A 24,224-nucleotide genomic window follows, 5' to 3' on the forward strand; every position below is an offset into this window, starting at 1 on the left:
AAACCTAATATTTATGTATTAGGTTTTAAAACATTATTGACAACCTTCGCATTCTATGGTACGATCTGCAACATTAACTTTTTCACTATCAGGACTTTCACTTCTTAAATAATAAGTTGATTTTACCCCAAGCTCCCAAGCAAGTTGATAAATTTCATTTAAATATCCACCACTTGCCTTATCAAGGGATAAAAAGATATTTAAACTTTGCCCTTGATCTATCCATTTGCCACGTACTGCTGCAGCTTTTACAAGAATCCTTTGATCAAGTTCATAAGCTGGGATATAATATTGCCAAGTTTCAAGACTTAAATTTGGAACAACCACAGGAATCATCCCACTTAAATTTTGTTCAAACCATTTACGTTTATAAACAGGTTCTATAGTTTGAGTAGTTCCAACCAAAATAGAAATAGAAGAAGTAGGAGCTATAGCCATTAAATAACCATTTCTCATACCGTCTTTTTTAACTTTTTCCCTAAGCTTATGCCAATCACACTCACTTTGATCAAACAAACCCTCTCTTAAAGTCAAGGCTTTAGCTTTAGAATTTGCCATATCAATAGGAAAAATTCCTTTACTCCAATTTGATCCTTGAAAATCTTCATAAGAACCTTTTTCAAGGGCTAAATTCGAACTTGCATTAATAGCTTCATAACTAATTTGTTCCATAATTTCATCAATTTTATACAAATGCTCATCGCTTCCCCAATGAATTTTTGCTTCAGCAAGCATTTGAGCTTCACCCATAACACCTAAACCTATAGACCTTGATTTTAAATTAGTATCTTTAACTTTTTTATGGGGATAAAAATTTAAATCAATCACATTATCAAGCATACGAATGGCAGTAGGTACAACGCGCTTAATATCTTCTTTTAAATATACTTTACTAAGATTAATGCTTGCAAGATTACAAACTGCAGTTTTTCCATCATTTTTATATTTTTCTACTATATAGACTTTATTGCCATTAATACTATCTAAAGTTGAAATTTTTTTAGCAAGCTTTTCATAAGCTCCATCAATAAGCACCTTTTCATCCTCATGGAAATGCATCTCCTCTCCATTTTCAAAAATTACTTTTATTTGATAATAATTTGGCTCTGTATTTTGGAAAATTTCTGTGCATAAATTTGAACTTCTAATAATGCCTACATGAGCATTTGGATTTGCTTTATTAACACTGTCTTTAAAACATAAAAATGGCAAACCTGTTTCAAAATAATTTAATAGTATTTTTTTCCAAAGTTCTTTAGCTTCTACTATTTCCTTAACAATACTTTCATTTTTTTCATATTCTTCATAACGTTTTTCAAAAGCTTCTCCATATAAATCACATAAATCTGAAGTATCAGCAGGATCAAAAAGAGTCCATTTATCATTTGCCCTAACCCTTTTCATAAAAAGATCATTAATCCATAAAGCCGGAAAAAGCTCATGTGCACGACGTCTTTCTTCACCCGAATTTTTACGCAAATCAATAAAATCCCCTATATCCATATGCCAAGGCTCTATATAAACTGCAATAGCTCCTTTTCTAGTACCAAGTTGATCTACAGCCACGGCAATATCATTAGTAATTTTTAAAAAAGGTATAATACCTCCAGCAGCATTTTTATGTCCATCTATACTCCCACCCATTGCACGGACTTTAGACCAATCCCAGCCTATACCACCTCCAAATTTAGAAAGCAAAGCCATTTCTTGATAAGAATCAAAAATACCTTCTATATTATCAGGAGTTGAACCTATATAACAAGAACTCAGTTGGTGACGTGTGGTTCTTGCATTAGATAAAGTAGGGGTTGCAAGCATAAGTTCAAATTTGGAAATAAGATCATAAAATTTTTTTGCCCATTCTTGAGGATTAAACTCATTTTGTGCTAAAAACATGGCAATAGCCATAAACATTTGCTGAGGAAGCTCTATAGGCATTCCCTTGCTATCTTTAATCAAATACCTATCATATAAAGTTTTAATACCAAGATAAGTAAATTGCATATCGCGCTCAGGTTTAATATAAGCGTTTAAATCTTCTAAATCATATTTTTCTTTAAGTCCTAGTAAAATTCTACCCTCTTTTTCACCTTTTTCAAAATATTCACGCAAATGATTATAACGGTTTATACCATTAACTTTTTTATATAAATCAAATAAAAAAAGCCTAGCCGCAACAAAAGTCCAATTTGGACAATCAATATCGATTTTATCCACTGCTGTTTTAATCAAGGTTTTTTGAATTTCTTCAGTTGAAATTCCATCGCGAAATTGAATTTTTGCATCCAATTCAAGCTCGCTTAAATTTACACCTTCTAAATCCTTTACTGCATCAAAAGTACATTTTTTGATCTTAGAAATATCTAATTCTTCCGTACGACCATTTCTTTTAATAACTTTCATTGCCTTCCTTGCTTTTTATTTGAATGTTCTTGCAAAAATTGCATTAACGTTTTTTGTATAATAATCATAGTCAAAACACTTGCGTATATCTTCTTCACTTAAACTTTTCCTTAAATCTTCATCATCTAAAAGGGCAAGTAAAAACAAACTCTCTTTTTTTTCATTAATAGCTGATTTGCCATTTTGCAAATCTTCCCAAACTTTCATAGCATTTCTTTGAACTATTTTATAAGCTTCTTCGCGACTAATACCTTTAAATGGAAGCTCTAAAAGTACTCTTTGAGAAAACACAAGTCCTCCAGTAAGATTTAAATTTTTCATCATATTTTCAGGATAAACTAAAAGCTTATCAATTAAATCATTAAGACGGATTAACATAAAATCAGCCGTAATAAAAGCATCTGGAAGTATAAATCTTTCTACACTTGAATGACTAATATCTCTTTCATGCCAAAGAGCTACATTTTCTAAAGCAGGATTTATAAAAGATCTAAGTATACGGCATAATCCTGTAATATTTTCACTTAAAACCGGATTTCTTTTATGTGGCATAGCTGAACTTCCTTTTTGCCCCACACTAAAATATTCTTCTGCTTCATATACTTCTGTTCTTTGAAAATGTCTTATTGCCACAGCAATTTGCTCACAACTTGAGGCTAAAATACCCATAGCACAAATCACTTGAGCACAACGATCCCTTTGAATAATCTGATTAGAAACAGGAGCACACTTAAGACCTAAATTTTTACAAACTTCTTCTTCAAATTCTAAAGGAGCATGAGCAAAATTTCCCATAGCTCCACTAAGCTTACCATAACTTACAAGTTCTTTTGCATGAATTAAAAGTTCTTTTGCATGTAAAATTTCATCATACCAAATAGCTAAAACCAAACCAAAAGTGATAGGTTCTCCATGAATTCCATGACTGCGACCCACCATTAAAGTATTTTTATGTTCTAAGGCTCGTTTTTTAATAGTTTCTAAAATCAAAGAAACATCTTCTAAAATCAATTCTAAACTATCTTTTATTTGCAAAGCAAGAGCTGTATCAATACAATCTGAACTTGTCATAGCATAATGCACAAAACGACTTTCTTCTCCTAAGCTTTCACTCAAACTTGTAAGAAAAGCGATTACATCGTGTTTTGTAGTTTTTTCTATTGTATTAATTCTTGCAATATCAAATTTTGCATTTTTAAGAATTTTTTCGCAATCTATATCATTGACAAGACCTAACTTATTCCAAGCTTTAATGGCAGCTAATTCTACTTTCAACCATGCATCATATTTTGCTTGAATGTCCCATTTTTTAGCCATGATTTCTCTGCTATATCTTTCAACCATATTTGAGCCCTTTTTAGCTATAATTTTTTGAAAAATAAACTCAATTTTATCTAAAAAATTTTTAAGAAGAAGTTAAAATGGCTTATATAAAAATAAAACTTTTAAATAATGAAAAAAGGGCATTTGAAGTCCTTATGGATAATTTAAAAATCGATATAAACCAAGCCCAAAAACTCATAGACAAAAAAAGACTTTTTTGTAATGGAATTTTAGTAAAAGAAAAAAATAAAATCTTAAATGGTTTAGTTGAACTAATAATATATGAAAATAAACCAAAAGGAGTAAACATTGTTTTTGAAAATGAAGACTTTGCGGTACTTGAAAAAGAAAGTGGTGTTTTAACTCATCCAAATGGTAGAAACTGTCAATACAGTTTAAGCGATGAAATTTGGCATCTTTGGGGTAAAGATGCTTGTGTAGCACATAGACTTGATAAAGAAACAAGCGGGATTATACTAGTAGCTAAGCATAAAAAAGCACAAATTGAACTTAAAAGCATGTTTGAAAAAAAACTAATACAAAAAGAATATTTAGCTCTTGTAAAAGGAGAAGTCAAAGAAAATTTTAGTGTGGATAAAGCCATAGACTTAGTAAAAAATTATGATGATATAAAAATTAGAATGCAAATTTGCAAAGAAGGTAAAAAAGCTTTTACCAAATTTGAACCTATAAAATATTTTCATCTATTTAATATTACACTTTTACTTTGCAAACCTCTTACTGGCAGACAACACCAAATTAGAGTACATTTGCATTATAAAAACCATACTATTTTAGGAGATCCTCTTTATGGGCTTTCAACAAATCAAATAAAAAATATATTGGATCAAAAATTAACTTTAGAACAACGCATAAACCTGACTAAAGCTAAACGTTTATGTTTACATTCTTATCGTTTAAAATTTCAATACAAAGGGGAAAATTTCGATATTGCTTCAAGAATAAACATAAAAAATATTTTTGCCCAAGCACTAAAAAAGAAATAATTAGTTATGAGTTTAAAAAATACAAAAAAATTACTTAATAAAAAGTGATTAAATTAAATGATTTTATCATAATGAAAATAATTACAAAAAAATAAAAAATTGATCACAAAAATAAAGCAATATTTTTTTAATAATAAATAAATTTAGAGCTAATATGCTCAATAAAAGCTTTAAAACTTACTATTGAAAATAATAATTTTTATCATAATATCATAAAAAATTTTCACAAAATGCATAAATAAATTAAGTATATTTTAGTAACTTTTTTTTACAATTATATTAACTAATATGCAAATTCAATAAAAATTTATTTTTAATTTATATTTTTTAAAGTAAAATTGAAAGTTTTTATTTTGTAAGGAGATACTATGGAGTTTCTTGAGCTTTTATTAGTTTTAATCGCCTTGATATTAATTATCAAAAAACCAGAAAAAGAAAATTTAGCTTTTGGTTTGGTAATGGTAGCTTGGCTTTTAATGGTTTTTTTCTATGTTGGCCACAAAACAGGCGCACTTTTAACAATAATGAATCTGTAAGAAAGGGCTATAATGAACGAAATCAATAAAACAAAAAATTTCTACACTCTTATGTGTTTAGCAGGCTTTTTAATCATATTTTTACCTGTAGGTATAGCAAATTTTATATTTGGTTATATGTTAGGTGATAGTCCTTGTGTACTTTGTTGGGGACAAAGACAAGCAATGATTTTTATTGGTGTAATGGCACTTTTTATTGTACGCTATGGGGTAAAAGGAAAATATCTTGCAGCTCTTTTAATCATGACTGCTGTAGGTCTTTATCAATCTTTTGCTCATTATGGTAATCACGCTCATAGAGACTTAGATCAAGGTTTTGGTTTAGCAGTTTTTGGTATTCACACTTATTTTTGGGCTGAAGTAATATTTTGGGCTGTTGTACTACTTTTAGGCGTTATTTTTGCTTTTGCTCCTAAATTCAATGCTTTTGAAGCTGAGCTAAATGGTGAAAAATTTAGAAAATATACTAAATTTTCTTTTGCTGCAGTTCTTATTAGTACTATTATTGTAGCATCAAATGTTTTTCAAGCTTTTGTGAGCACAGGAGTTCCTCCTTATGTTGGACAAAGTGATCCTGTAAGATTTAGTTTAAATTCAAAATACATCATTTGGAGCACCCATGGTTGGAATGGATTATGGCAAAATATCTCTTTCTTAGGTAAACGTGATGTTAAAGCTCCTGATTATGCTTTTAAACCTGCTAGTGAAAAATTAAATATCAAATTTGATAATGATATTAGCAACTCTCCATTTACAAACATTAATGAAGAGCTTAAAATCATTAATGAACAAACCATTAATTTTGATCAAGCTATCAACACTCTTGATTTTATTAATGAAGAATTCATAGCAAGCTCTAAATGGGATGTAGCATTTTTAGATAAAAATTTTAATGTCAAAGAAAGTTTTGAATTAGATCCTTATTTTTCAGCTACTATTGATCCAATTATAGGAATTATTCCTTATATGAATGATAAATTCATCCTTATGGGTTCAAATAAATCTTTCTTGAGATTTGAAAAAAATCCTAATGCAAGCGAAGAAGATATAGCCAAACAATATGCTGATTTTATAAAAGGTAATGATAAATTCAAAGGCCAAGGGGAGGATCTAGGTCGAGGAAGACTAGATACAGTAAGATCTAAATTTAATCATGTAGCTAGCATGAGTACAGATGGAAATTATCTTTATCTTGCAACTGTTCCAAATAATAAGGATGCTAAAACTTTTGTAATTTCTAAATTTTCTTTAAAAGATCGTATGCTTTCAGCAGAATTTACTCCAAAAGCAAATCTTAAAGAAGGCAAAACACTAGGTGATCTTTATATCACTTCTATGACTTTTAAAGATGGAGTAATTTATGCGCTTAGCAAAAATCATAATGTTATTGCAGTAATTGACCCACTTAAAGAAGAAATAGTAAAAACTATCGCTTTCCCAAGCTCTATCACAAATGCAAGAAGTATTTTCTTTAAAGATGGAAAAATCAATATTCTTTCATATCAAGATAAGGCTAATAAACTTTATACTTTAAATTAAATATTAAGTCCTAGATAAAACTAGGACTTATATTTAATCTTATCTTTAAATCCAGCTTTTTTAAAACCTTGTAAACGCAATAAACAACTATCACACTCTCCACAAGCTTCATTTTCATTTTCATAACAAGACCAAGTTAATTCTAAAGGTATTTTTTCTTCTAAAGCAATATGAACAATTTGACTTTTATTATAATGAAGAAGAGGAGCTTTTAAACAAACCTTAAACTTATTACTTGTACCCTCATTAATAAATGCTTGAGCTTTTTTTATAAAATCACTTGTACAATCAGGATAACCACTTCCATCTTCTTCTACAACACCTATAAAAATACTTTCACAATTTTCTTTTTCAGCCAAAGATCCTGCTATACTTAAAAAAATTCCATTACGAAAAGGCACATAAGTAATAGGTGGGGTAGCATTGCTTAAACAAAGCTGATTTTTAGGTATATGAATACTTTTATCAGTTAAAGCATTGCCTCCTATATTTTTAATAAAACTTACATCTAAGATATAAGATTTTTCCACTTTTAAAGCTTTGCAAATTTGCCTAAAACATTCTCTTTCTTTTACTTGAGTGCGTTGTTCATAGTCAAAATGTAAAGCAATGATTTCATAACCTTCTTTTTTGGCCAAATAAGCGCACACCGTACTATCCATACCTCCACTAATGATACAAAGTGCTTTTTTATTCATTTTTATCCTTAAAATCTGCTATAATTTAGTAATTTTAACGAATTTTTTAAAATTTAAATCCAAAAAAGGTAAAAAATGATTAATATAAAACTTATAGAACATATTTTTAAAGCTGCTTCTATTAGTCGCTGGAATGATTATCCAAGAATGGCTAATTTAGTTGAACTTGATAAACAAGCACATAAATTTATTATTGCTTATTTTATTGCTAAAACAGAAAAAAATGTAGATATGAAAATTATTATAGAAGGAGGAATTTTTGAATTTTTAAGCCGTGTTGTAGTAACTGATATACGCCCTGATGTCTATCATGAAATAGTACGTCAAAAAAAAGATCAAGTTAATGCTTGGGTTTTAAGCAAAATAGAGCCCATGATAGAAGATATAGAACAGGGTGCTTTTTTAAAACGTTTTGAAGAATACTTAAAAGGCAATACTTATGCTAAAGAAAGACTTATTTTAAAAGCAGCATCTTATTTTGCAACAAAATGGGAATTTAATATAGTTTATCAAACCTCAGCTTTTTTAAATGATATAGAAGAGATTAAAAACAAAGTTGAAGAAGAACTAGAAGATTATTATGAACTCATAGGTGCTAGAAAAATAGCTTTAAATCAAAAAATTGCCAAAATTATTGATTTAAGCGGAAGATTGCGTTTTCAAAAACGCTGGGCACAAACCCCACGTATACCTGAAACGGCTGTTTTAGGACATATGCTTGTAGTAGCCATTTTAGCGTATTTTTATTCACTAAAAATCAAAGCTTGTGATAAAAGACTTGAAAATAATTTTTATTGTGCTTTATTTCATGATTTACCAGAATCTTTAACACGTGATATCATAAGCCCTGTAAAATATGGCATAGATGGACTTCATGATATTATCAATGATTATGAAATGAAACTCATTAATGAAAGAATTTTACCCTTTGTACCTGAAAATTTAAAAGCAGAATTTTCTTATATTTTAGGTATTAGAGAAGGCAGAAATGAAGAAGCAGCTTTTGTTAAAAATGAATTTGAAAACCGCACTTATAAAAACGCTAAAATAGAACTTTGTAGTGGGAGTTTAAGTTCTTTTAATACTAATGAATTTAATGCTATTGATGGAAAAGCCTTGAAATATTGCGATAAAATAGCAGCTTTTATAGAAGCAGGACTTAGTATAAGCTATGGAGTAAAATCTAAAGAACTTGAAAATGGTTTTTTGGGCATGTATGATTTTTTTAAAGAAAACCCTACTATAGATGGAGTAAATTTCTTTGATATTTGTAAAGAATTTAAAGAATACTTTAAAATTTAATCTTTCCACTAAGAAATTATTCTTAGTGGATTTAAAAATTATTCTACATCCAAAATCGCACCCTTGCTAGCATTTGTAACAAGTTTTTGATACATTTTAAGCCATTTAGAAGATACTTCCTTTTTAGGTAAAACAAATTCTTCTTGACGTTTAGCAATCTCTTCTTCGCTTAAAAGCACATTAATAGTATAAGCATCAACATCAATTTCTATTAAATCTGAATCTTTTAAAAGAGCTATCAAGCCTCCTTCAGCTGCTTCAGGAGAAATATGTCCCACACTCAAACCCCTTGTTGCACCACTAAAACGCCCATCTGTAATCAAAGCCACTTCACTTCCTAAACCCATTCCCATTAAAAGAGAGGTAGGACTTAACATTTCTTGCATACCTGGACCACCTTTTGGACCTTCATAACGTATTACACATACATTACCCTTTTTTACCTTGCCCTTAATAATACCTTCAATAGCTTCATCTTGAGAATTAAAACAAATTGCTTTACCTATAAATTTTCTACTCCCAGTAATTCCAGCTGTTTTTACCACACAACCTTCTTTAGCCAAATTACCAAATAAAATAGCAAGTCCACCTACATTTGAATAAGCATTATCAATCTTACGAATAATATTTTCATCTTTAATTTTAGCATTTTTAAGACGTTCTTTTAAACTTTCTCCTGTAATCATAAGCGCATCAAGTTCTAAAATATGCTCTTTTTTACTTGCAATTTCAGCCATTACAGCACTTACCCCTCCTGCTTTATGAATATCTTCCATATAAACTGTATTTAACGATGGGGCAATCTTAGCAATATGCGCTACCTTGCTTGAAATAAAATTAAGTTCTTTAAGATCAAGTTTTACTCCTGCTTCATGAGAAATAGCAAGCATATGAAGAATAGTATTAGTACTCCCACCCATAGCCATATCTACTACCATAGCATTATAAATAGCCTTTTTAGTGATAATATTACGAATTTTAAATCTTTGATCTAAAGCAATTTCACAAATGCGACGCGCTGCTTTTCTTAAAAGCTCCTCTCTTTCTTTGCTTAAAGCTAAAATAGTCCCATTTCCTTCTAAAGCTATACCCATAGCCTCGCATAAGGTATTCATAGAATTAGCCGTAAACATTCCAGAACAAGATCCACCACTTGGACAAGCTGAACATTCTATATCTTTAAGTTCTTCTTGACTTATTTTATTAGCCTCATAAGCACCTACAGCTTCAAATACAGAACTAAGACTAATTTTTTCACCTTTTTTACTTACACCAAAACGCATGGGTCCCCCACTAACAAACACAGTTGGAACATTTACCCTTAAAGCCCCCATAAGCATACCAGGGGTAATTTTATCGCAATTTGGAATACAAATTAAAGCATCAAGTTGATGCGCATTCATAACTGTTTCAATAGAATTAGCAATAAGCTCACGGCTTGGTAAAGAATAAAGCATGCCTTCATGCCCCATAGCTATACCATCATCTACTCCTATAGTGTTAAATTCAAAAGGCACACAACCATTTTTGCGGATTTCATCTTTAATGATTTTAGCATATTCATTTAAAAAATAATGACCTGGAATAATATCTATATAACTGTTTGCTACACCTATAAAAGGTTTATCAAAATCTTCATCTTTTAAACCACAAGCTCTAAGCAAAGAACGATTAGGTGCTTTTAAATGCCCTTTTTTTATAGCATCACTTCTCATTAATAAACTCCTTATTATTTTTTAATATTATATTTAGCAAAACTTAATCTTAAGGTTAAAATTAAGAATATTAAGCTTATTCTTAACTGCAAAAATATTGCAAATATTGATTTTTTAAGCTAGTATTATAATTATTTTTAAACTATATAAAAAAGTAGTAAAATTTGAAAACTTTATTTAATACAGATGAACTTTTAAAAGAATTTAATATCAATCTTATTGGAATTGATGAAGCAGGAAGAGGTGCTTTAGCAGGACCCATGGTAATGGCAGCTTGTCAATTGCATAAAAAACTTCACGGACTTTGTGATTCTAAAAAACTAAGTGAAAAAAAACGCGAAGAATACTATAAGCTTATTTTAAAAAACTCAAACTATCTTATACTTGCTTTTTCTTCACAACAAATTGATACCTTAGGACTTAGTGCTTGCTTAAAAACAGGCTTAATCCTTATCAAAAAACATTTTAAAACACAAAATAATTTTTTATATGATGGCAATACAAATTTTAATATTAGTGCAATTAAAACACAAGTTAAAGCCGATACAAATATTTTGCAAGTAAGTGCAGCTAGCATACTTGCAAAAGTTAGCAAAGACAATATAATGAACTATTTAGCTAAAGACTTTCCTCATTATCATTTTGAAAAAAACAAAGGCTATGGTACTAAAGCACATAAAGCACTCATAGCACAATTTGGAATTTGCAAATTACACCGTACAAGCTTTAAGCTTTTATGATTAAATGATTAATTTTTTATGTAAAGCTAAAGCGCATTCTATACCATCTTTTATAGCCCAAACAACTAAAGATTGCCCTTTTTTAAATTCACATCTTAAATCATTTGTTTGAACACCTTCTATATGAGTTTTTCCTAAGAATTTTTTTACTATTTTTTGATACTCTCTAGGATCTTTACCATATATAGCAATAGCTTCTTCTATACCATAATCATTTGTAAAAATATCAGCTTTTAAAGGCCAAGGATTATCTTTAGTTCTTTGTAAGGCTCTTTTTGGGCTTCTTTGTAAACGTAGTACAGATTTAGCTCCTTGCCTTATTGCAACACCAATACAATCAACACTTGTATCCCCGCTTCCTATAACTAAAACATTTTTCCCTTTAGCCTTATCTGTGCCCTTACCAGTTTTTAATAAACTCTTAGTATTTTGTATTAAAAAATCAAGTGCAAATTCTATCCCTTTTAATTCTCTACCCTCTATATCAAGATCTACAGGTCTGTTAGCACCAGTACAAAGAACTAAAGCATCAAATTCCTTTAAAAGCTTTGAAACCTTATTTTTAGTATCTATATTTTCATTTACTTTAAATTCAATACCACTTTTTTCAAGCAAAGCAACACGTCTATCTACTATGCTTTTATCAAGTTTCATATCAGGAATTCCATACATTAAAAGCCCACCTATTTTATCACTTCTTTCAAAAACACTTACTTTATATCCTAAAGAATTTAAAGTATTAGCACAAGCAAGTCCAGAAGGACCGCTTCCTATAATGGCAATTTTTTTACCATTATATTTTTTAGGTTTATTTAAATGAACTAAATTTTGTTTAAAGGCATTTTCTATAATGGCTAATTCACTATTTTTAATACTTACACTAATATCATTAATCGCACACACACAAGAATCCTCACAAGGAGCAGGACAAACACGACCTGTAAATTCAGGAAAAGGATTAGTAAGATTAAGCCTTTCATAAGCTTCTTCCCATAAAGAACGATAGATTAAATCATTCCATTCAGGAATAAGATTATTTAAAGGACAACCCACATCTTTACCTTCACTTACTACCCCACTATGGCAAAAAGCTACTCCACAATTCATACAACGTCCACCTTGAATTTCTTGTTCTTTTTTATCTAAAAGTGTTATAAATTCTTTAAAATTTAAGACCCTTTCTTTAGGAGCAAGTTTTTTAAAATCTACTCTTTTAAAGTCTAAAAAACCTCTTATATTTCCCATTTTTACTCCTTATCTTGTGTGATTTTCAAAAAAGCTGCTAAATTAGGATCTTTTTCATTTTTACAAAGATCAAGCATTTTTAACATCTTTTCATAATCTCTTGGCATTATTTTAAAAAAATCTTTTTTATCAAATTTTTCTAATATATCTTTAGCTTTTTTAGAATCTGTATAAAAAATATGCTTTTCTATCATATTTTTTAATTCTTTTTCATCTTCAATATTAAGTTCTTTAATATCAACAAGTTCTTTATTAACATTAGTCTCATTATGTCTTCCAAAGATATAAACAACTCCTCCACTCATACCTGCAGCAAAATTAGCACCCACATCCCCAAGCACAACAACAAGCCCACCTGTCATATATTCACATCCATGCACACCTGTTCCTAAAACAAGAGCATGAGCTCCAGAATTTCTTACACAAAATCTTTCTCCAGCTATACCATCTAAATAAACTTCTCCTTCAGTAGCACCATATAAACACGCATTTCCTGCAATAATATTTTCTTCAGATGAAAAAGTAGCCTCATTTGAAATTTTAGCAATAATCTTACCCCCACTTAAGCCCTTACCCAAATAATCATTACTATCACCTATAATCTCAAGCTTAATACCTTTTAATAAAAATGCTCCAAAACTATTGCCCGCATTGCCTATAGCTTTGATATAAATACTATCTTCTTCTAAAGCATTTTTTCCATAGGTTTTTAAAATTTCACTTGAAAGCATGGTTGCAAAAGTTCGGCTTTGATTTCCTACTTCTAAAGAAAGCTTAATAGGTTCTTTTTTCTCTACAGCATTTTTACAAAGTGGGAGCAAAACCCTATAATCAATGGTTTTTTCTAATTTATTATCTTTATAATCTTTAAAATGTATAGCCGTTTTATTATAGGTTGGTAAGGATTTTAAGATTTTATCTAAATTAAGCTTTCTTGCTTTACCTTGCACACTTTTTTGGCGGAGCTTATCCACACGCCCTATCATATCATCAAGACGTTCAAAACCCAGTTTTGCCATATATTCTCTAAGTTCCTCAGCTATAAAATACATAAAATTAACCACATCATCTACTTTAGCTTTAAAACGATTTCTAAGTTTATTATCTTGAGTAGCTATACCAAAAGGACAGGTATTAAGATGACACACTCTCATCATAGTACATCCCATAACAATCAAAGGCGCACTAGCAAAACCAAATTCCTCAGCCCCTAAAAGTGCAGCTATAGCTAAATCACGCCCATTCATTAATTTTCCATCAGTTTCTAATTTTACCCTATCTCTAAGTTTATTTAAAATCAAAGTTTGATGCGTTTCAGCTAAACCTAATTCCCAAGGAATTCCTGCATGAGCTATAGAAGTTCTAGGACTTGCTCCAGTTCCTCCATCATATCCTGAAACAAGAATTAAATTAGCTCCTGCCTTAGCCACACCAGCAGCAACGGTTCCTATGCCATTTTCACTTACAAGTTTGACTGAAATTTTAGCATCTTTATTAGCATTTTTTAAATCATAAATAAGCTGGGCTAAATCTTCAATAGAATAAATATCATGATGAGGTGGTGGAGAAATAAGTGTTACTCCTGGTGTAGAATGTCTAGCCTTTGCTATCCAAGGATAAACCTTAAAACCCATTAATTGACCACCTTCTCCTGGTTTTGCACCTTGAGCAATTTTAATTTGAATTTCTTTTGCATGAATTAAATAATTTAAATCAACACCAAAACGTCCACTTGCAACTTGTTTAATAGCAGAATTTTTATTTAAACCATCCTTGATTTCATAACGCTCTTCATCTTCTCCTCCTTCACCTGAATTAGATTTAGCACCTATTTTATTCATAGCTAAAGCTAAACACTCATGCGCTTCTTTAGAAATAGATCCATAACTCATAGCCCCTGTTTTAAAACGTTTTACTATACTTTGAACACTTTCAACTTTGTCTATACTTATGGCTTCGCTAAAATCAAATTCCATTAAAGAACGTAAATTTATTTGCTTTTCATCGATTAAAGCTGAATATTTCTTAAACATTTTATAATCTTTATTGCGGCAAGCTTCTTGAAGATTAAAAATCACTAAAGGATCAATTAAATGCTCTTCTTTTGCACTTCTAAAACCATGAATTCCTTTAGAATCTAAAACTTTATGCGTATCATTAAAAGCATTTTTATGTAAATTGATAAGTTCTTTTTCAAAATCCTCTAAATCTATACCTTCAATACGTGAAATTGTAGAAGTAAAGTATTTATCAATCACCTTAGAACTTAAACCCAAACATTCAAAAAGTGCTGATCCATTATAACTTTGTAAGGTAGAAACTCCCATTTTTGAAGCAATTTTTACTATACCTTTTGAAGAAGCTTTGATAAAATTTTGCACTGCTTTTTCATAAGCTAAATCAAGCTCTTTATTCATTATAAGTTTTTGTATACTCTCATAAACCAAATAAGGATTAATCACTGTTGCACCATAAGCTAAAAGACAAGCAAAATGATGAATTTCTCTAGGCTCACCACTTTGGATAATAAGACTTGTGTGGGTTCTTAAATTTTTTCTTACTAAATGATTGTGCACTCCAGAAACTGCAAGTAAAGCAGGGATATAAGCATTTTTTTCATCTACTCCTTTATCACTTAAAATCATGATAGAAGTACCCTCTTTAACCTCTTTTTCCACTCTAATACAAAGATCATCTAAAGCTTTTTCTAAAGTATTTTGAGAATAATCATAAAGTATAGACAATTCTTTAACTTTAAATTTACTTAAATTTTTAAGTTCAAAAAGTTCTTCATTGCTTATTATAGGCAAAGCAATTTTTACACGCTTTGCATTATTTTCATTTGGCTTTAATAAATTCCCTTCACTTCCTAAATAAATTCTTGTAGAAGTAACAATTTCTTCCCTTATGGCATCAAGAGGTGGATTAGTTACTTGTGCAAAAAGTTGCTTAAAATAATTATATAAAGGTTGATAAGTTTTAGAAAGTATAGCCAAAGGTGTATCAACTCCCATAGCTGCAATAGACTCTTTAGCATTTTGAGCCATATCTTTTACACTCATTTGAAGTTCATCATAATTCCATCCAAAAGCTTTTTGAAGTTTTAAAACCTCATCTTCTTTTAAAAATTCATGCTTATAAATTTGAGTATGCTCTTTTTCAAGTTCTACTAAATTTTTAAGCCACATCTTATAAGGTTTAGCATTAGCATAATGTTCTTTAATTTCTTGATCTGCTATAAGCCTAGAACGTGCAGTATCAACAAGTAAAAGTTTCCCAGGTTCTAAACGTTTTTTGGCTTTGATATTTTTTTCATCTAATTTTAAAACTCCTGTTTCACTTGAAAGTATAAGCACATCATCTTTTGTAAGATAGTATCTTGAAGGACGAAAACCATTTCTATCCAAACTCGCTCCTACAATTACTCCATCAGTAAAAATAATAGCTGCAGGTCCATCCCAAGGCTCCATCAATAAAGAATGATACTCATAAAACGCACGTTTTTTACTTTCCATATTTTCATTTTTATGCCAAGGTTCAGGCACCATCATCATAAAAGCCTCTTCTAAAGTACGACCATTAAGAGCTAAAAATTCTAAAGTATTATCAAACATAGCAGAATCGCTACTAGGCTTTGCTATAATAGGAAAAATTTCCTCTAAATTCTCAAAATACTCACTTTTCATCAAACCTTCTCTAGCCCTTATACTATCAACATTTCCACGTATAGTATTAATCTCTCCATTATGGACCATATAACGGTTTGGATGGGCTCTTTCCCAACTTGGAAAAGTATTAGTAGAAAAGCGAGAATGCACTAAGGCAATAGCTGATTTCATATTAACATCTTTAAAATCAAGATAAAAATCACTCAATTGAGTTGAAAGAAGCATTCCTTTATAAACTATAGTACGTGAAGAAAAACTTGAAAAATAAAATTTTGGTATATTTAAAGCTCTTTTTTCTATAAGACGGCGTGCACTATAAAGCACTCTTTCAAATTCTAATCCAACGCTTATTTCATTTGGTTTTTTTATAAAAGCTTGCAAAAAATAAGGCATGGTTTTTAAAGCACTCGCACCTATATCGCTAGGATTAAAAGGCACTTCTCTAAAACCTAAAAATTCAAGTTTTTTATCTTTTAAGCCTTGTAAAAATATCGCTTTTGCTTGTTCTTTTGCATCTTTATTGGGCGATAAAAACATTTGGGCTATTGCATAATGACCTTTTTTAGGAAGTTTAAAACCTAATTCTTGAGTCATAAAAAAATCATGTGGAATTTGGATTAAAATTCCTGCTCCATCACCTGAATTTTCTTCAGCTCCTGCACCCCCTCGGTGTTCAAGATTCATCAAAATTTCTAAAGCATCACAAATAATCTTATAAGAAGCAATGCCACGTATATTAACAAGTGCAGCAATACCGCAAGCATCATGTTCATTGTTTGGATTATATAAACCTATACTTTGACTATTTTCTAAATTCATCTTAATCTCCTTAAATAGGATTGATTTTAAATCCTATTAACTTTATAAAAATTACAGTATACAATATTTTTTAAAATCAATGTAATTTTTATCTTAAAAATAAATAAATTAAAAAATATTTTAATAGATTTATATAAATTATATAAAAATTATAAAAACATAGCGATAAAACTTCCTAAAATAAGCAAGGATCCATTATAAAAAATAAAAGTAGGAATGCAAGTATCTTTAATATGATCGTGTTGTTTATCAGCATTTAAACCTATGCTTGTCCCCATAGTTGTTTCACTAGCTGGACTTCCTGCATCTCCTAAAGCCCCACCTACACCTAAGATAAATATAATAAGCGCTGTACTAAAACCTAATTCCAAACAAATAGGACAAAAAAGTGCAGCTATAATAGGAATAGTCCCAAAAGAAGTCCCTATACCCATAGTAATAATTAATCCTATTAAAAGCATTAAAAATACAGATAAAAATTTATTTTGTTCTATCCAAGGAAGCAATGAATTTACAAGTTCTTTTACCGCACCACTTTCTTTTAAAACTTCTGCATACCCAGCAGCAACAAGTATAACAAAGGCTATAAAACCCATCATTTTAAGACCTTCATCAAACACTTCATTAACTTTAGAAAATTCAACTCCTCTTAAAAGCACCATCAAAATAAAGCCTAAAAGTACTGATAAAGGCAAATTCATAGTAATAATTTGCAAAACTAAAGTTAAAACAAGTCCAGCTAAAACACCCCATTCCTTATAAGTCATCTTAAGTTCTTTTAAATTTGTTTGAGATACTTTTATTTCTTGATATGTTCTTGGTTTACGATAAAAAACAAAAAGAGCTAAAAAAAGCCCACTTAACATACAAATAGCACTTAAATACATAATACTTGTAACATCATTTAAAGTTACATTTAAACCATTAGCGTTTAAATTATCTTTTAAAAGATCTTGAAAAGTAAGCCCAAAACCCACTGGTAAAACCATATAAGGTGTAGTAAGTCCAAAAGTTAAAGCACAAGCAACTGCTCTACGATCTATTTTTAATTTATTAAAAAGACTTAAAAGTGGGGGAATTAATAAAGGAATAAAAGCCACATGTATAGGAATCAAATTTTGAGAAAAACAAGAAATTAAAGCAATAAATAAAAGCAATAAATATTTCTTTTGTGAAATAAAATGACTAACTAATTTAATCAAATATGCTGTTAAATTTGTTTTTGAAATGGCTATTGCTATAGCTCCTAAAAGTATATAACTAAGAGCTGTTTTTAGATTTTCTTTCATTCCATTTATGAGTATATTCATAGTATCTACAAGTCCAAGATGAGAAAAAAATCCAGCAACAAGGGCTGAAATTAAAAGGCTTAAAAGTACATTAAAACGAAATAAACAAAGTAAAGTCATTAAAACAACACTGATCATAATAGGATTTGTAAGTAAAGTCAAAATTTTTCCTTAATAAATTTAGTAAAGCTTTAATTCTAAATAATTTTTTGTTAAAATGTAATAAAAATTCAAACCCCTTTAAAATGTAAATTTTAGTAACATTTTTAAATCTATGTTACTTTTTTATATATTTAAAATAAAAATTCTTTTTTGTTTTCAATTAAAATCTTAAAAATTATTATTTTTTTGTTATATTTTTTATAAATATTTAAGGAGTATATATGAATTTAAACGCTAAACAAAAAAAATTCTATTTTAAAGTTTAAAAATTTTATTTCTTTTAGAAACAAAATATGCTTTTACCTATCTTTAATAATCATCATTTGTTATTATATATTTATTTTAGGTATAGGTCTTATGCCAGAAATTTTAGGATACAAACTTGGTCCTAGTAGTATAACACTTGGTATTATAATAGGTATAGCTTTGATTTTATTATGCATTTTATCTACAGGAATTTACACTTTTATTGCAAATTATTTTTTAGATAAAGAACAAGAAATCATCATTCAAAACTTAAAAAATGAAGGTTTAATTGAAGCATTAAAAAACGGAAAAATCGATTATAAGGAAATAATATGAAAATTTTTATATTCATAAATTTATTTTTTAATTTAGCTTTTAGTGCTAGATTTAATTTAGAAGATATTAAACAAAAACCTATAAATATAACTGCAGTAAGCATGTTTTTAATCTTTGTTTTAGCTACTTTATTGATTACTTATTATTCTAATAAAAAATCTAAATCTAAAAGTGGTTTTTACACAGCTGGTGGTAATATTACAGGTATACAAAATGGTATGGCTATAGCTGGGGATTATATGAGTGCAGCTAGCTTTCTTGGGATCACTGCTTTAGTTTTCACAAATGGCTTTGATGGACTTATTTATTCTATAGGTTTTTTAGTAGGTTGGCCTATTATTTTATTTTTAATTGCAGAAAAATTTAGAAATCTTGGTAAATTTACTTTTGCAGATATTACTGCTTATCGTTTAGAAGCTAAACCTATACGTATTATTTCAGCTATTTCTGCTTTAAGTGTTATCATTTTTTTACCTTATAGCTCAAATGGTAGGAGCAGGACAACTTATACAATTGCTTTTTGGTTTACCTTATACTTTTGCAGTTGTTTTAGTAGGTATTTTAATGATTTGTTATGTAACTTTTGGAGGAATGCATGCAACCACTTGGGTGCAAATTATAAAGGCTATTTTACTTTTATCAGGAGCAAGTTTTATGACTATTATGATCTTATACCTTACAAAATTTGATTTAAAATATTATTTTGATTTAGCCATATCTTATCATCCAAAAGGTGAAAATATAATGAAACCTGGAACATTTTTACCCGATACTATTTCAGCTCTTTCTTTAGGACTAGCTTTAATGTTTGGAACTGCAGGATTGCCACATATTTTAATGCGATTTTTTACTGTAAAAGATGCTAAAGAAGCTAGAAAATCTGTATTTTATGCAACAGGATTTATAGGATATTTTTATATACTTACTTTTATTATAGGTTTTGGAGCTATAGCACTTTTACTTGGAAACACTCAATTTACAAGTAATGGGAATTTTAACGGATCTACTAATATGATAGCTATAACCTTAGCCGATGTTTTAGGTGGAGATATATTTTTAGGCTTTATTTCAGCTGTTGCTTTTACTGTAGGCTTAGCTTTTGCTATTGCTGCAAGTGTAAATTTTCCTATACTTTTACTTTGTATTTATTGGAAAAATCTTACTACAAAAGGTGCTTTTTGGGGTGGACTTATAGGACTTATCGTTGTTCTTTCCCTTGTTATTTTAAGCCCTAGTATATGGGTTAAAAGTTTTGGCTTTAATCAAGCAATTTTTCCTTATGATCATCCTGCTTTATTTTCAATGCCTTTAAGTTTTTTACTAATTTATATCATTTCAAAACTTGATCATTCTAAAAGAGCTAAAAAAGACAAAGAAGGTTTTAAAGCACAAGATTTTAAAGCACAAAGCGGTATAGATATAAGCGAAGCTATAAAGCATTAAAGGGCTAAATAGCCCTTTAATAAATAAAGATATAAAATAGAAGCTACACTAGAACCAAAAATAGGTCCTAAAACAGGGATCCAAGCATAAGACCAATCACATTTTACTTTCATAGGCAATATACTTAAAACTATACGAGGAGATAAATCTCTACAAGGATTTATAGCATAACCAGTAGTAAATCCAAGACTTAATCCTATAGCCCACACTAAAATAGCAACAGGTAAAGCCCCTATACTACCAAGACCTATTTTAACATCTTCTATATCTGGAAAAACTATATTAGCCCCTGTAATATACAAAATAACAAAAATCAAAACAAAACTGCCTAAAAATTCACTAAAAAATTAAGTTTATAATTTCTAATAGCAGGTTCAGTACAAAAACATGCCCTTTTTAAACCCTCATCCTCAGTGATTTTAAAATGATCATAATAAAAAATGTATACAAGCAAGGCTCCAAATCCAGCACCTAAAAATTGTCCAAGTAAATAAGAAGGAACTAAGGCTAAAGATAATTTTTGGGTAATAACTAAACTTAAAGTAACCGCTGGATTTAAATGAGCCCCACTTATAGGTCCAGCTACTGTTACTCCAACAAAAACAGCAAAAGACCAAGCAGTAGTTATAACAAGCCACTGAGCCGATCCACCAAAATCACATTTAGTATTTTTAAGCAAACAAGTTGCAACCACACCATTTCCCAAAAGTATGAGTAAAGCTGTGCCTATAAATTCAGCCAATATTATTCCCATGACTTACTCCATCCAGTTTAAACTTCTCTTAACCGCTTTATGTCAATACTTAAACATAGTTTCTATTTCAAAACTATTTTTACTAGGAGTAAAAATCTTAGCTATTTGATATTGTTCTTTAATAGTTTTTATATCCTTAAAATACCCAACAGCTAAACCTGCTAAATAACCTGCACCTAGTGCTGTAGTTTCAACACTTTTTGGTCTTTTAATATCAAAACCAAATAAATCAGCTTGAATTTGCATCAAATAATCACTCGCACTAGCACCTCCATCTACGCGAATTTCAGTGCATGAACACCCTAAATCTTTTTCCATTTCTTTTACTATATCATAAACTTGAAAAGCTATTCCTTCTAAAACAGCTCTAGCAAGATGCCCATCAGTAGTAGCCCTACTTATACCAAAAATAGCCCCTCTTGCATACTGATCCCAATAAGGCGCTCCAAATCCAGCTAAAGCAGGTACAAAATATACCCCACCATTATCTTTTTCTGTAGATGCTAAAGTATTAATATCAGCTGAGGTTCTTATAAGCCTAAGTCCATCTCTTAGCCATTGTATAGCAGCCCCACCTATAAAAACCCCACCTTCTAAAGCATAAGTTATTTCATCATTAATTTGCCATGCTATAGTGCTTAAAAGATTGTTTTTACTTAAAACAGGAGTTTTACCACAATTCATCAATAAAAAACATCCTGTTCCATAAGTATTTTTCATCATGCCTTTTTCAGTACACATTTGACCAAATAATGCAGCTTGTTGATCTCCGGCTATACCTGCTATTGGAATTTCACTATCAACCCATCTAGTAGCTGTATACCCATAAATTTCACTAGAACTTTTAACTTCAGGAAGTATTGATCTTGGTATATCAAATAATTCAAGTAATTCATCATCCCATGATAAAGTATGGATATTATAAAGCATGGTTCTACTAGCATTGCTTACATCAGTTACATGAATTTTCCCCTTAGTTAAATTAAAAATAAGCCAAGTATCTATAGTCCCAAAGCACAATTCTCCTTTTTTAGCTTTTAATCTTGCACCTTCTACATTATCTAATATCCATTTTATTTTAGTAGCTGAAAAATAAGCATCTATAACCAAACCTGTTTTAGCTTGTATTAAATCGAATTTATCTTTTTTAAGTTCTTGACAAAAATCAGCCGTTCTTTTATCTTGCCAAACTATGGCATTATATATAGGTTCTAAAGTATTTCTATCCCAAATAATAGTAGTCTCTCTTTGATTTGTAATGCCTAAAGCTGCAATATCTTTAGCATTTAAATTAGCTCTTGCTAAAGATTCTGTAAGTGTAGAAATTTGAGAACTCCAAATTTCTTTTGGATCATGTTCTACCCAACCAGGTTGGGGATAAATTTGAGTAAAATCTTTTTGTGCTATAGAAATAATATTTGAATTCTCATCAAAAATTAAAGTTCTTGAAGAAGTTGTTCCTTGATCTAAAGACATGATATATTTTTTCATTTTTCTCCTTAAATTTGATATTGTTTAGTTAAATGTATAAATTCATTAATTTCATTTTCTATTTTTTCTTTATTCCATTTAAAATAATTACCTAAATATTCTCCAAGTTCTCTAGCGCATTCTTCTAGCTAAAACATATTCTATTTTTTGAGCCATTTCTTCTTCTAAAGCCCAAAATACTTGAGCATAGGTATAAGGATAATTTTTATGTATTTTTTTATCTAAGCCCTTTACTTCTAAATTTAAAATTGCCTTTGCATCTAAACCATAAACACTTAATCTTTCTCCAAATGTTAAGTTCTTATCATAAGTACTAAGTTTTATATCCTTGCTTTTACATTTTTTATCACTTAATAAAGCCAAATCAATAGCTTTATTTATAGTTTGTTCAGCCATAATACGACAAGTAGTCCATTTACCTCCATTAATACTTATTAAATTACTTTTTGAAACTTCTATTTTATGACTTCTTGAAAGATTTTTAGTATCTTTATTAGCATCATTAATTAAAGGTCTTAAACCCACAAAAATACTTTTAATATCTTCTCTTTTAGGTTTTTTTTCAAAATATTTGGCTACATTTTCTAAGATAAATTCTATTTCTTCTTCTAAGGCTTTTGGTTCATAAGTAACTTTTTCTATTTTAGTATCAGTAGTTCCTATTAAAACTTTATCATACCAAGGAATAGCAAAAAGAACGCGCCCATCTGAAGTAGCTGGTATGATTAAAGCGTTTTCATTAGGAAAGAATTCTTTATTTACTACTATATGAATTCCTTGACTTGGTACTATATCACTAGGACTTGAATCCATTCTTAAAATTTCACTGCTAAATACTCCAGTAGCATTAATAATACATTTTGCATTAATTTTAAATTCTTTTTGATTTAATTCATCAAAAACATAAAGTCCTTTTAAAATACCCTTATCATCTTTTATAAATTGAGTCACATTCATGTAATTTAAAACACAAGCACCAAATTCATAAGCAGTTTTTGCTAAAGAAAAAGCCATTCTAGCATCATCAAAACAAGCATCATAATAACTTACGCCAAATTGTAATTCTTCTTTTTTGATATTTTTAAGAGAATTTTTTGCTTGTTTTTTATTTAAGTACTTAGCTTTACCTATATTAAATTTACCTGCTAAAAAATCATATAATTTTAAACCTATAAAATAATAACAAGCCTTAAAAAAGATTTAGCTGGTATGATAAATTTTTATTTTTTAGATAAATTGCAAGCATTAATTAATAATTGATTTCTTTCATGTAAAGCTTCATAAACTAAAGTAAGATTACCTTGAGCTAAATATCTTACTCCTCCATGTAAAAGTTTAGTAGAACGGCTAGAAGTACCTTTAGCAAAATCATATCTTTCTAAAAGTAAGGTTTTATAACCCCTACTTGATGAATCAAGTGCTAAAGCAAGCCCAGTAGAACCTCGACCTATAATAACAAGATCATAAAAATCTTTTAAATTTTTTATTTGTTCTTCTCTTTTCAATTT

General features: G+C 29.5%; 17 protein-coding genes and 2 pseudogenes. 7 read left to right on the plus strand and 12 right to left on the minus strand.

Annotated features, from left to right (window positions below; translation table 11 throughout):
- Positions 1-33 precede the first annotated feature (33 nt).
- Both A2J15_RS05865 and purB read right to left on the minus strand, forming a co-directional pair.
- A complete protein-coding gene (locus A2J15_RS05865; RefSeq protein WP_066779156.1) occupies positions 34-2,403 on the minus strand; it encodes a ribonucleoside-diphosphate reductase subunit alpha in 2,370 nt (789 codons plus the stop codon).
- Between the two features lie 15 nt (positions 2,404-2,418).
- A complete protein-coding gene (purB, locus tag A2J15_RS05870; protein WP_066779158.1) occupies positions 2,419-3,747 on the minus strand; it encodes an adenylosuccinate lyase in 1,329 nt (442 codons plus the stop codon).
- A 77-nt stretch (positions 3,748-3,824) separates the two neighbouring features.
- Between purB and A2J15_RS05875 the strand changes: the two genes are divergently transcribed.
- The 3 genes from A2J15_RS05875 to dsbI all read left to right on the plus strand — a co-directional run bounded on the left by A2J15_RS05875 (position 3,825) and on the right by dsbI (position 6,808).
- Positions 3,825-4,733: an RluA family pseudouridine synthase gene (locus A2J15_RS05875; protein ID WP_066779161.1), complete on the plus strand. Its 909-nt coding sequence runs from the start codon at positions 3,825-3,827 to the stop codon at positions 4,731-4,733.
- 368 nt (positions 4,734-5,101) lie between these two features.
- Positions 5,102-5,269, plus strand: a complete 168-nt coding sequence (gene dba, locus A2J15_RS05880) for a disulfide bond formation protein Dba (protein WP_002779270.1) — start codon at positions 5,102-5,104, stop codon at positions 5,267-5,269.
- A gap of 12 nt (positions 5,270-5,281) precedes the next feature.
- The gene (gene dsbI, locus A2J15_RS05885) at positions 5,282-6,808 is read left to right on the plus strand and encodes a disulfide bond formation protein DsbI (protein ID WP_066779163.1); all 1,527 of its coding nucleotides are present in this window, start codon (positions 5,282-5,284) and stop codon (positions 6,806-6,808) included.
- 20 nt (positions 6,809-6,828) lie between these two features.
- On the opposite strand, the gene queC is transcribed toward dsbI, so the two are convergent.
- Positions 6,829-7,506 carry a 7-cyano-7-deazaguanine synthase QueC gene (queC, locus tag A2J15_RS05890; protein ID WP_066779166.1) on the minus strand — a complete coding sequence of 226 codons (678 nt, stop codon included), beginning with the start codon at positions 7,504-7,506 and terminating at the stop codon, positions 6,829-6,831.
- Positions 7,507-7,581: 75 nt separating this feature from the next.
- Here queC and A2J15_RS05895 point away from each other — a divergent pair, with 75 nt between their 5' ends.
- A complete protein-coding gene (locus tag A2J15_RS05895; RefSeq protein WP_066779169.1) occupies positions 7,582-8,808 on the plus strand; it encodes an HD domain-containing protein in 1,227 nt (408 codons plus the stop codon).
- A 38-nt stretch (positions 8,809-8,846) separates the two neighbouring features.
- Here A2J15_RS05895 and ilvD read toward each other — a convergent pair whose 3' ends face one another.
- Positions 8,847-10,523, minus strand: coding sequence for a dihydroxy-acid dehydratase (gene ilvD / locus A2J15_RS05900; RefSeq protein ID WP_066779171.1), 1,677 nt, complete (start codon positions 10,521-10,523; stop codon positions 8,847-8,849).
- A 164-nt stretch (positions 10,524-10,687) separates the two neighbouring features.
- On the opposite strand from ilvD, the gene A2J15_RS05905 reads away from it, so the two are divergent.
- Positions 10,688-11,263 carry a ribonuclease HII gene (locus A2J15_RS05905; protein ID WP_066779174.1) on the plus strand — a complete coding sequence of 192 codons (576 nt, stop codon included), beginning with the start codon at positions 10,688-10,690 and terminating at the stop codon, positions 11,261-11,263.
- Here the strand turns inward: A2J15_RS05905 and A2J15_RS05910 are convergent, their stop codons facing one another.
- The 3 genes from A2J15_RS05910 to A2J15_RS05920 form a co-directional block, all read right to left on the minus strand.
- A complete protein-coding gene (locus A2J15_RS05910; protein ID WP_066779176.1) occupies positions 11,264-12,508 on the minus strand; it encodes a glutamate synthase subunit beta in 1,245 nt (414 codons plus the stop codon).
- A gap of 2 nt (positions 12,509-12,510) precedes the next feature.
- Complete coding sequence (gene gltB, locus A2J15_RS05915) at positions 12,511-16,995, minus strand: glutamate synthase large subunit (protein WP_066779179.1); 4,485 nt, start codon at positions 16,993-16,995, stop codon at positions 12,511-12,513.
- Between the two features lie 149 nt (positions 16,996-17,144).
- Positions 17,145-18,422, minus strand: a complete 1,278-nt coding sequence (locus A2J15_RS05920) for a Na+/H+ antiporter family protein (RefSeq protein WP_066779318.1) — start codon at positions 18,420-18,422, stop codon at positions 17,145-17,147.
- Positions 18,423-18,667: 245 nt separating this feature from the next.
- On the opposite strand from A2J15_RS05920, the pseudogene A2J15_RS05925 reads away from it, so the two are divergent.
- Positions 18,668-19,028 (plus strand): annotated as a pseudogene (locus A2J15_RS05925) (DUF485 domain-containing protein).
- Positions 19,025-20,471: pseudogene (locus tag A2J15_RS05930) on the plus strand (sodium:solute symporter family transporter). The pseudogenes A2J15_RS05925 and A2J15_RS05930 overlap by 4 nt, the downstream one beginning before the upstream one ends.
- Here the strand turns inward: A2J15_RS05930 and A2J15_RS07890 are convergent.
- The 5 genes from A2J15_RS07890 to A2J15_RS07905 form a co-directional block, all read right to left on the minus strand.
- Complete coding sequence (locus A2J15_RS07890; protein ID WP_253689758.1) at positions 20,468-20,788, minus strand: aquaporin; 321 nt, start codon at positions 20,786-20,788, stop codon at positions 20,468-20,470. The pseudogene A2J15_RS05930 and the gene A2J15_RS07890 sit on opposite strands and share 4 nt — an antisense overlap.
- An 11-nt stretch (positions 20,789-20,799) precedes the next feature.
- The gene (locus tag A2J15_RS07895; RefSeq protein ID WP_227655870.1) at positions 20,800-21,225 is read right to left on the minus strand and encodes an MIP/aquaporin family protein; all 426 of its coding nucleotides are present in this window, start codon (positions 21,223-21,225) and stop codon (positions 20,800-20,802) included.
- A 42-nt stretch (positions 21,226-21,267) separates the two neighbouring features.
- Positions 21,268-22,716, minus strand: a complete 1,449-nt coding sequence (gene glpK, locus A2J15_RS05940) for a glycerol kinase GlpK (RefSeq protein ID WP_066779187.1) — start codon at positions 22,714-22,716, stop codon at positions 21,268-21,270.
- A gap of 111 nt (positions 22,717-22,827) precedes the next feature.
- A complete protein-coding gene (locus A2J15_RS07900; RefSeq protein WP_311394729.1) occupies positions 22,828-23,916 on the minus strand; it encodes a glycerol-3-phosphate dehydrogenase/oxidase in 1,089 nt (362 codons plus the stop codon).
- Positions 23,917-23,936: 20 nt separating this feature from the next.
- On the minus strand, positions 23,937-24,221 hold the full coding sequence (locus A2J15_RS07905; RefSeq protein WP_253689760.1) for an FAD-dependent oxidoreductase: 285 nt from the start codon (positions 24,219-24,221) through the stop codon (positions 23,937-23,939).
- Positions 24,222-24,224 lie beyond the last annotated feature (3 nt).

The organism is Campylobacter hepaticus, assembly GCF_001687475.2.
GTDB lineage: Bacteria > Campylobacterota > Campylobacteria > Campylobacterales > Campylobacteraceae > Campylobacter_D > Campylobacter_D hepaticus.

Excerpts from the sequence above, each read along its gene's own strand:
- A2J15_RS05920 (WP_066779318.1), bottom strand. The coding sequence starts at position 18,422 with ATGATCAGTGTTGTTTTAATGACTTTACTTTGTTTATTTCGTTTTAAT.
- A2J15_RS07895 (WP_227655870.1), bottom strand. The coding sequence starts at position 21,225 with ATGGGAATAATATTGGCTGAATTTATAGGCACAGCTTTACTCATACTT.
- gltB (WP_066779179.1), bottom strand. The coding sequence starts at position 16,995 with ATGAATTTAGAAAATAGTCAAAGTATAGGTTTATATAATCCAAACAAT.
- A2J15_RS05895 (WP_066779169.1), top strand. The coding sequence starts at position 7,582 with ATGATTAATATAAAACTTATAGAACATATTTTTAAAGCTGCTTCTATT.
- queC (WP_066779166.1), bottom strand. The coding sequence starts at position 7,506 with ATGAATAAAAAAGCACTTTGTATCATTAGTGGAGGTATGGATAGTACG.
- dba (WP_002779270.1), top strand. The coding sequence starts at position 5,102 with ATGGAGTTTCTTGAGCTTTTATTAGTTTTAATCGCCTTGATATTAATT.
- A2J15_RS05875 (WP_066779161.1), top strand. The coding sequence starts at position 3,825 with ATGGCTTATATAAAAATAAAACTTTTAAATAATGAAAAAAGGGCATTT.
- glpK (WP_066779187.1), bottom strand. The coding sequence starts at position 22,716 with ATGAAAAAATATATCATGTCTTTAGATCAAGGAACAACTTCTTCAAGA.
- ilvD (WP_066779171.1), bottom strand. The coding sequence starts at position 10,523 with ATGAGAAGTGATGCTATAAAAAAAGGGCATTTAAAAGCACCTAATCGT.
- purB (WP_066779158.1), bottom strand. The coding sequence starts at position 3,747 with ATGGTTGAAAGATATAGCAGAGAAATCATGGCTAAAAAATGGGACATT.
- A2J15_RS05910 (WP_066779176.1), bottom strand. The coding sequence starts at position 12,508 with ATGGGAAATATAAGAGGTTTTTTAGACTTTAAAAGAGTAGATTTTAAA.
- dsbI (WP_066779163.1), top strand. The coding sequence starts at position 5,282 with ATGAACGAAATCAATAAAACAAAAAATTTCTACACTCTTATGTGTTTA.
- A2J15_RS05865 (WP_066779156.1), bottom strand. The coding sequence starts at position 2,403 with ATGAAAGTTATTAAAAGAAATGGTCGTACGGAAGAATTAGATATTTCT.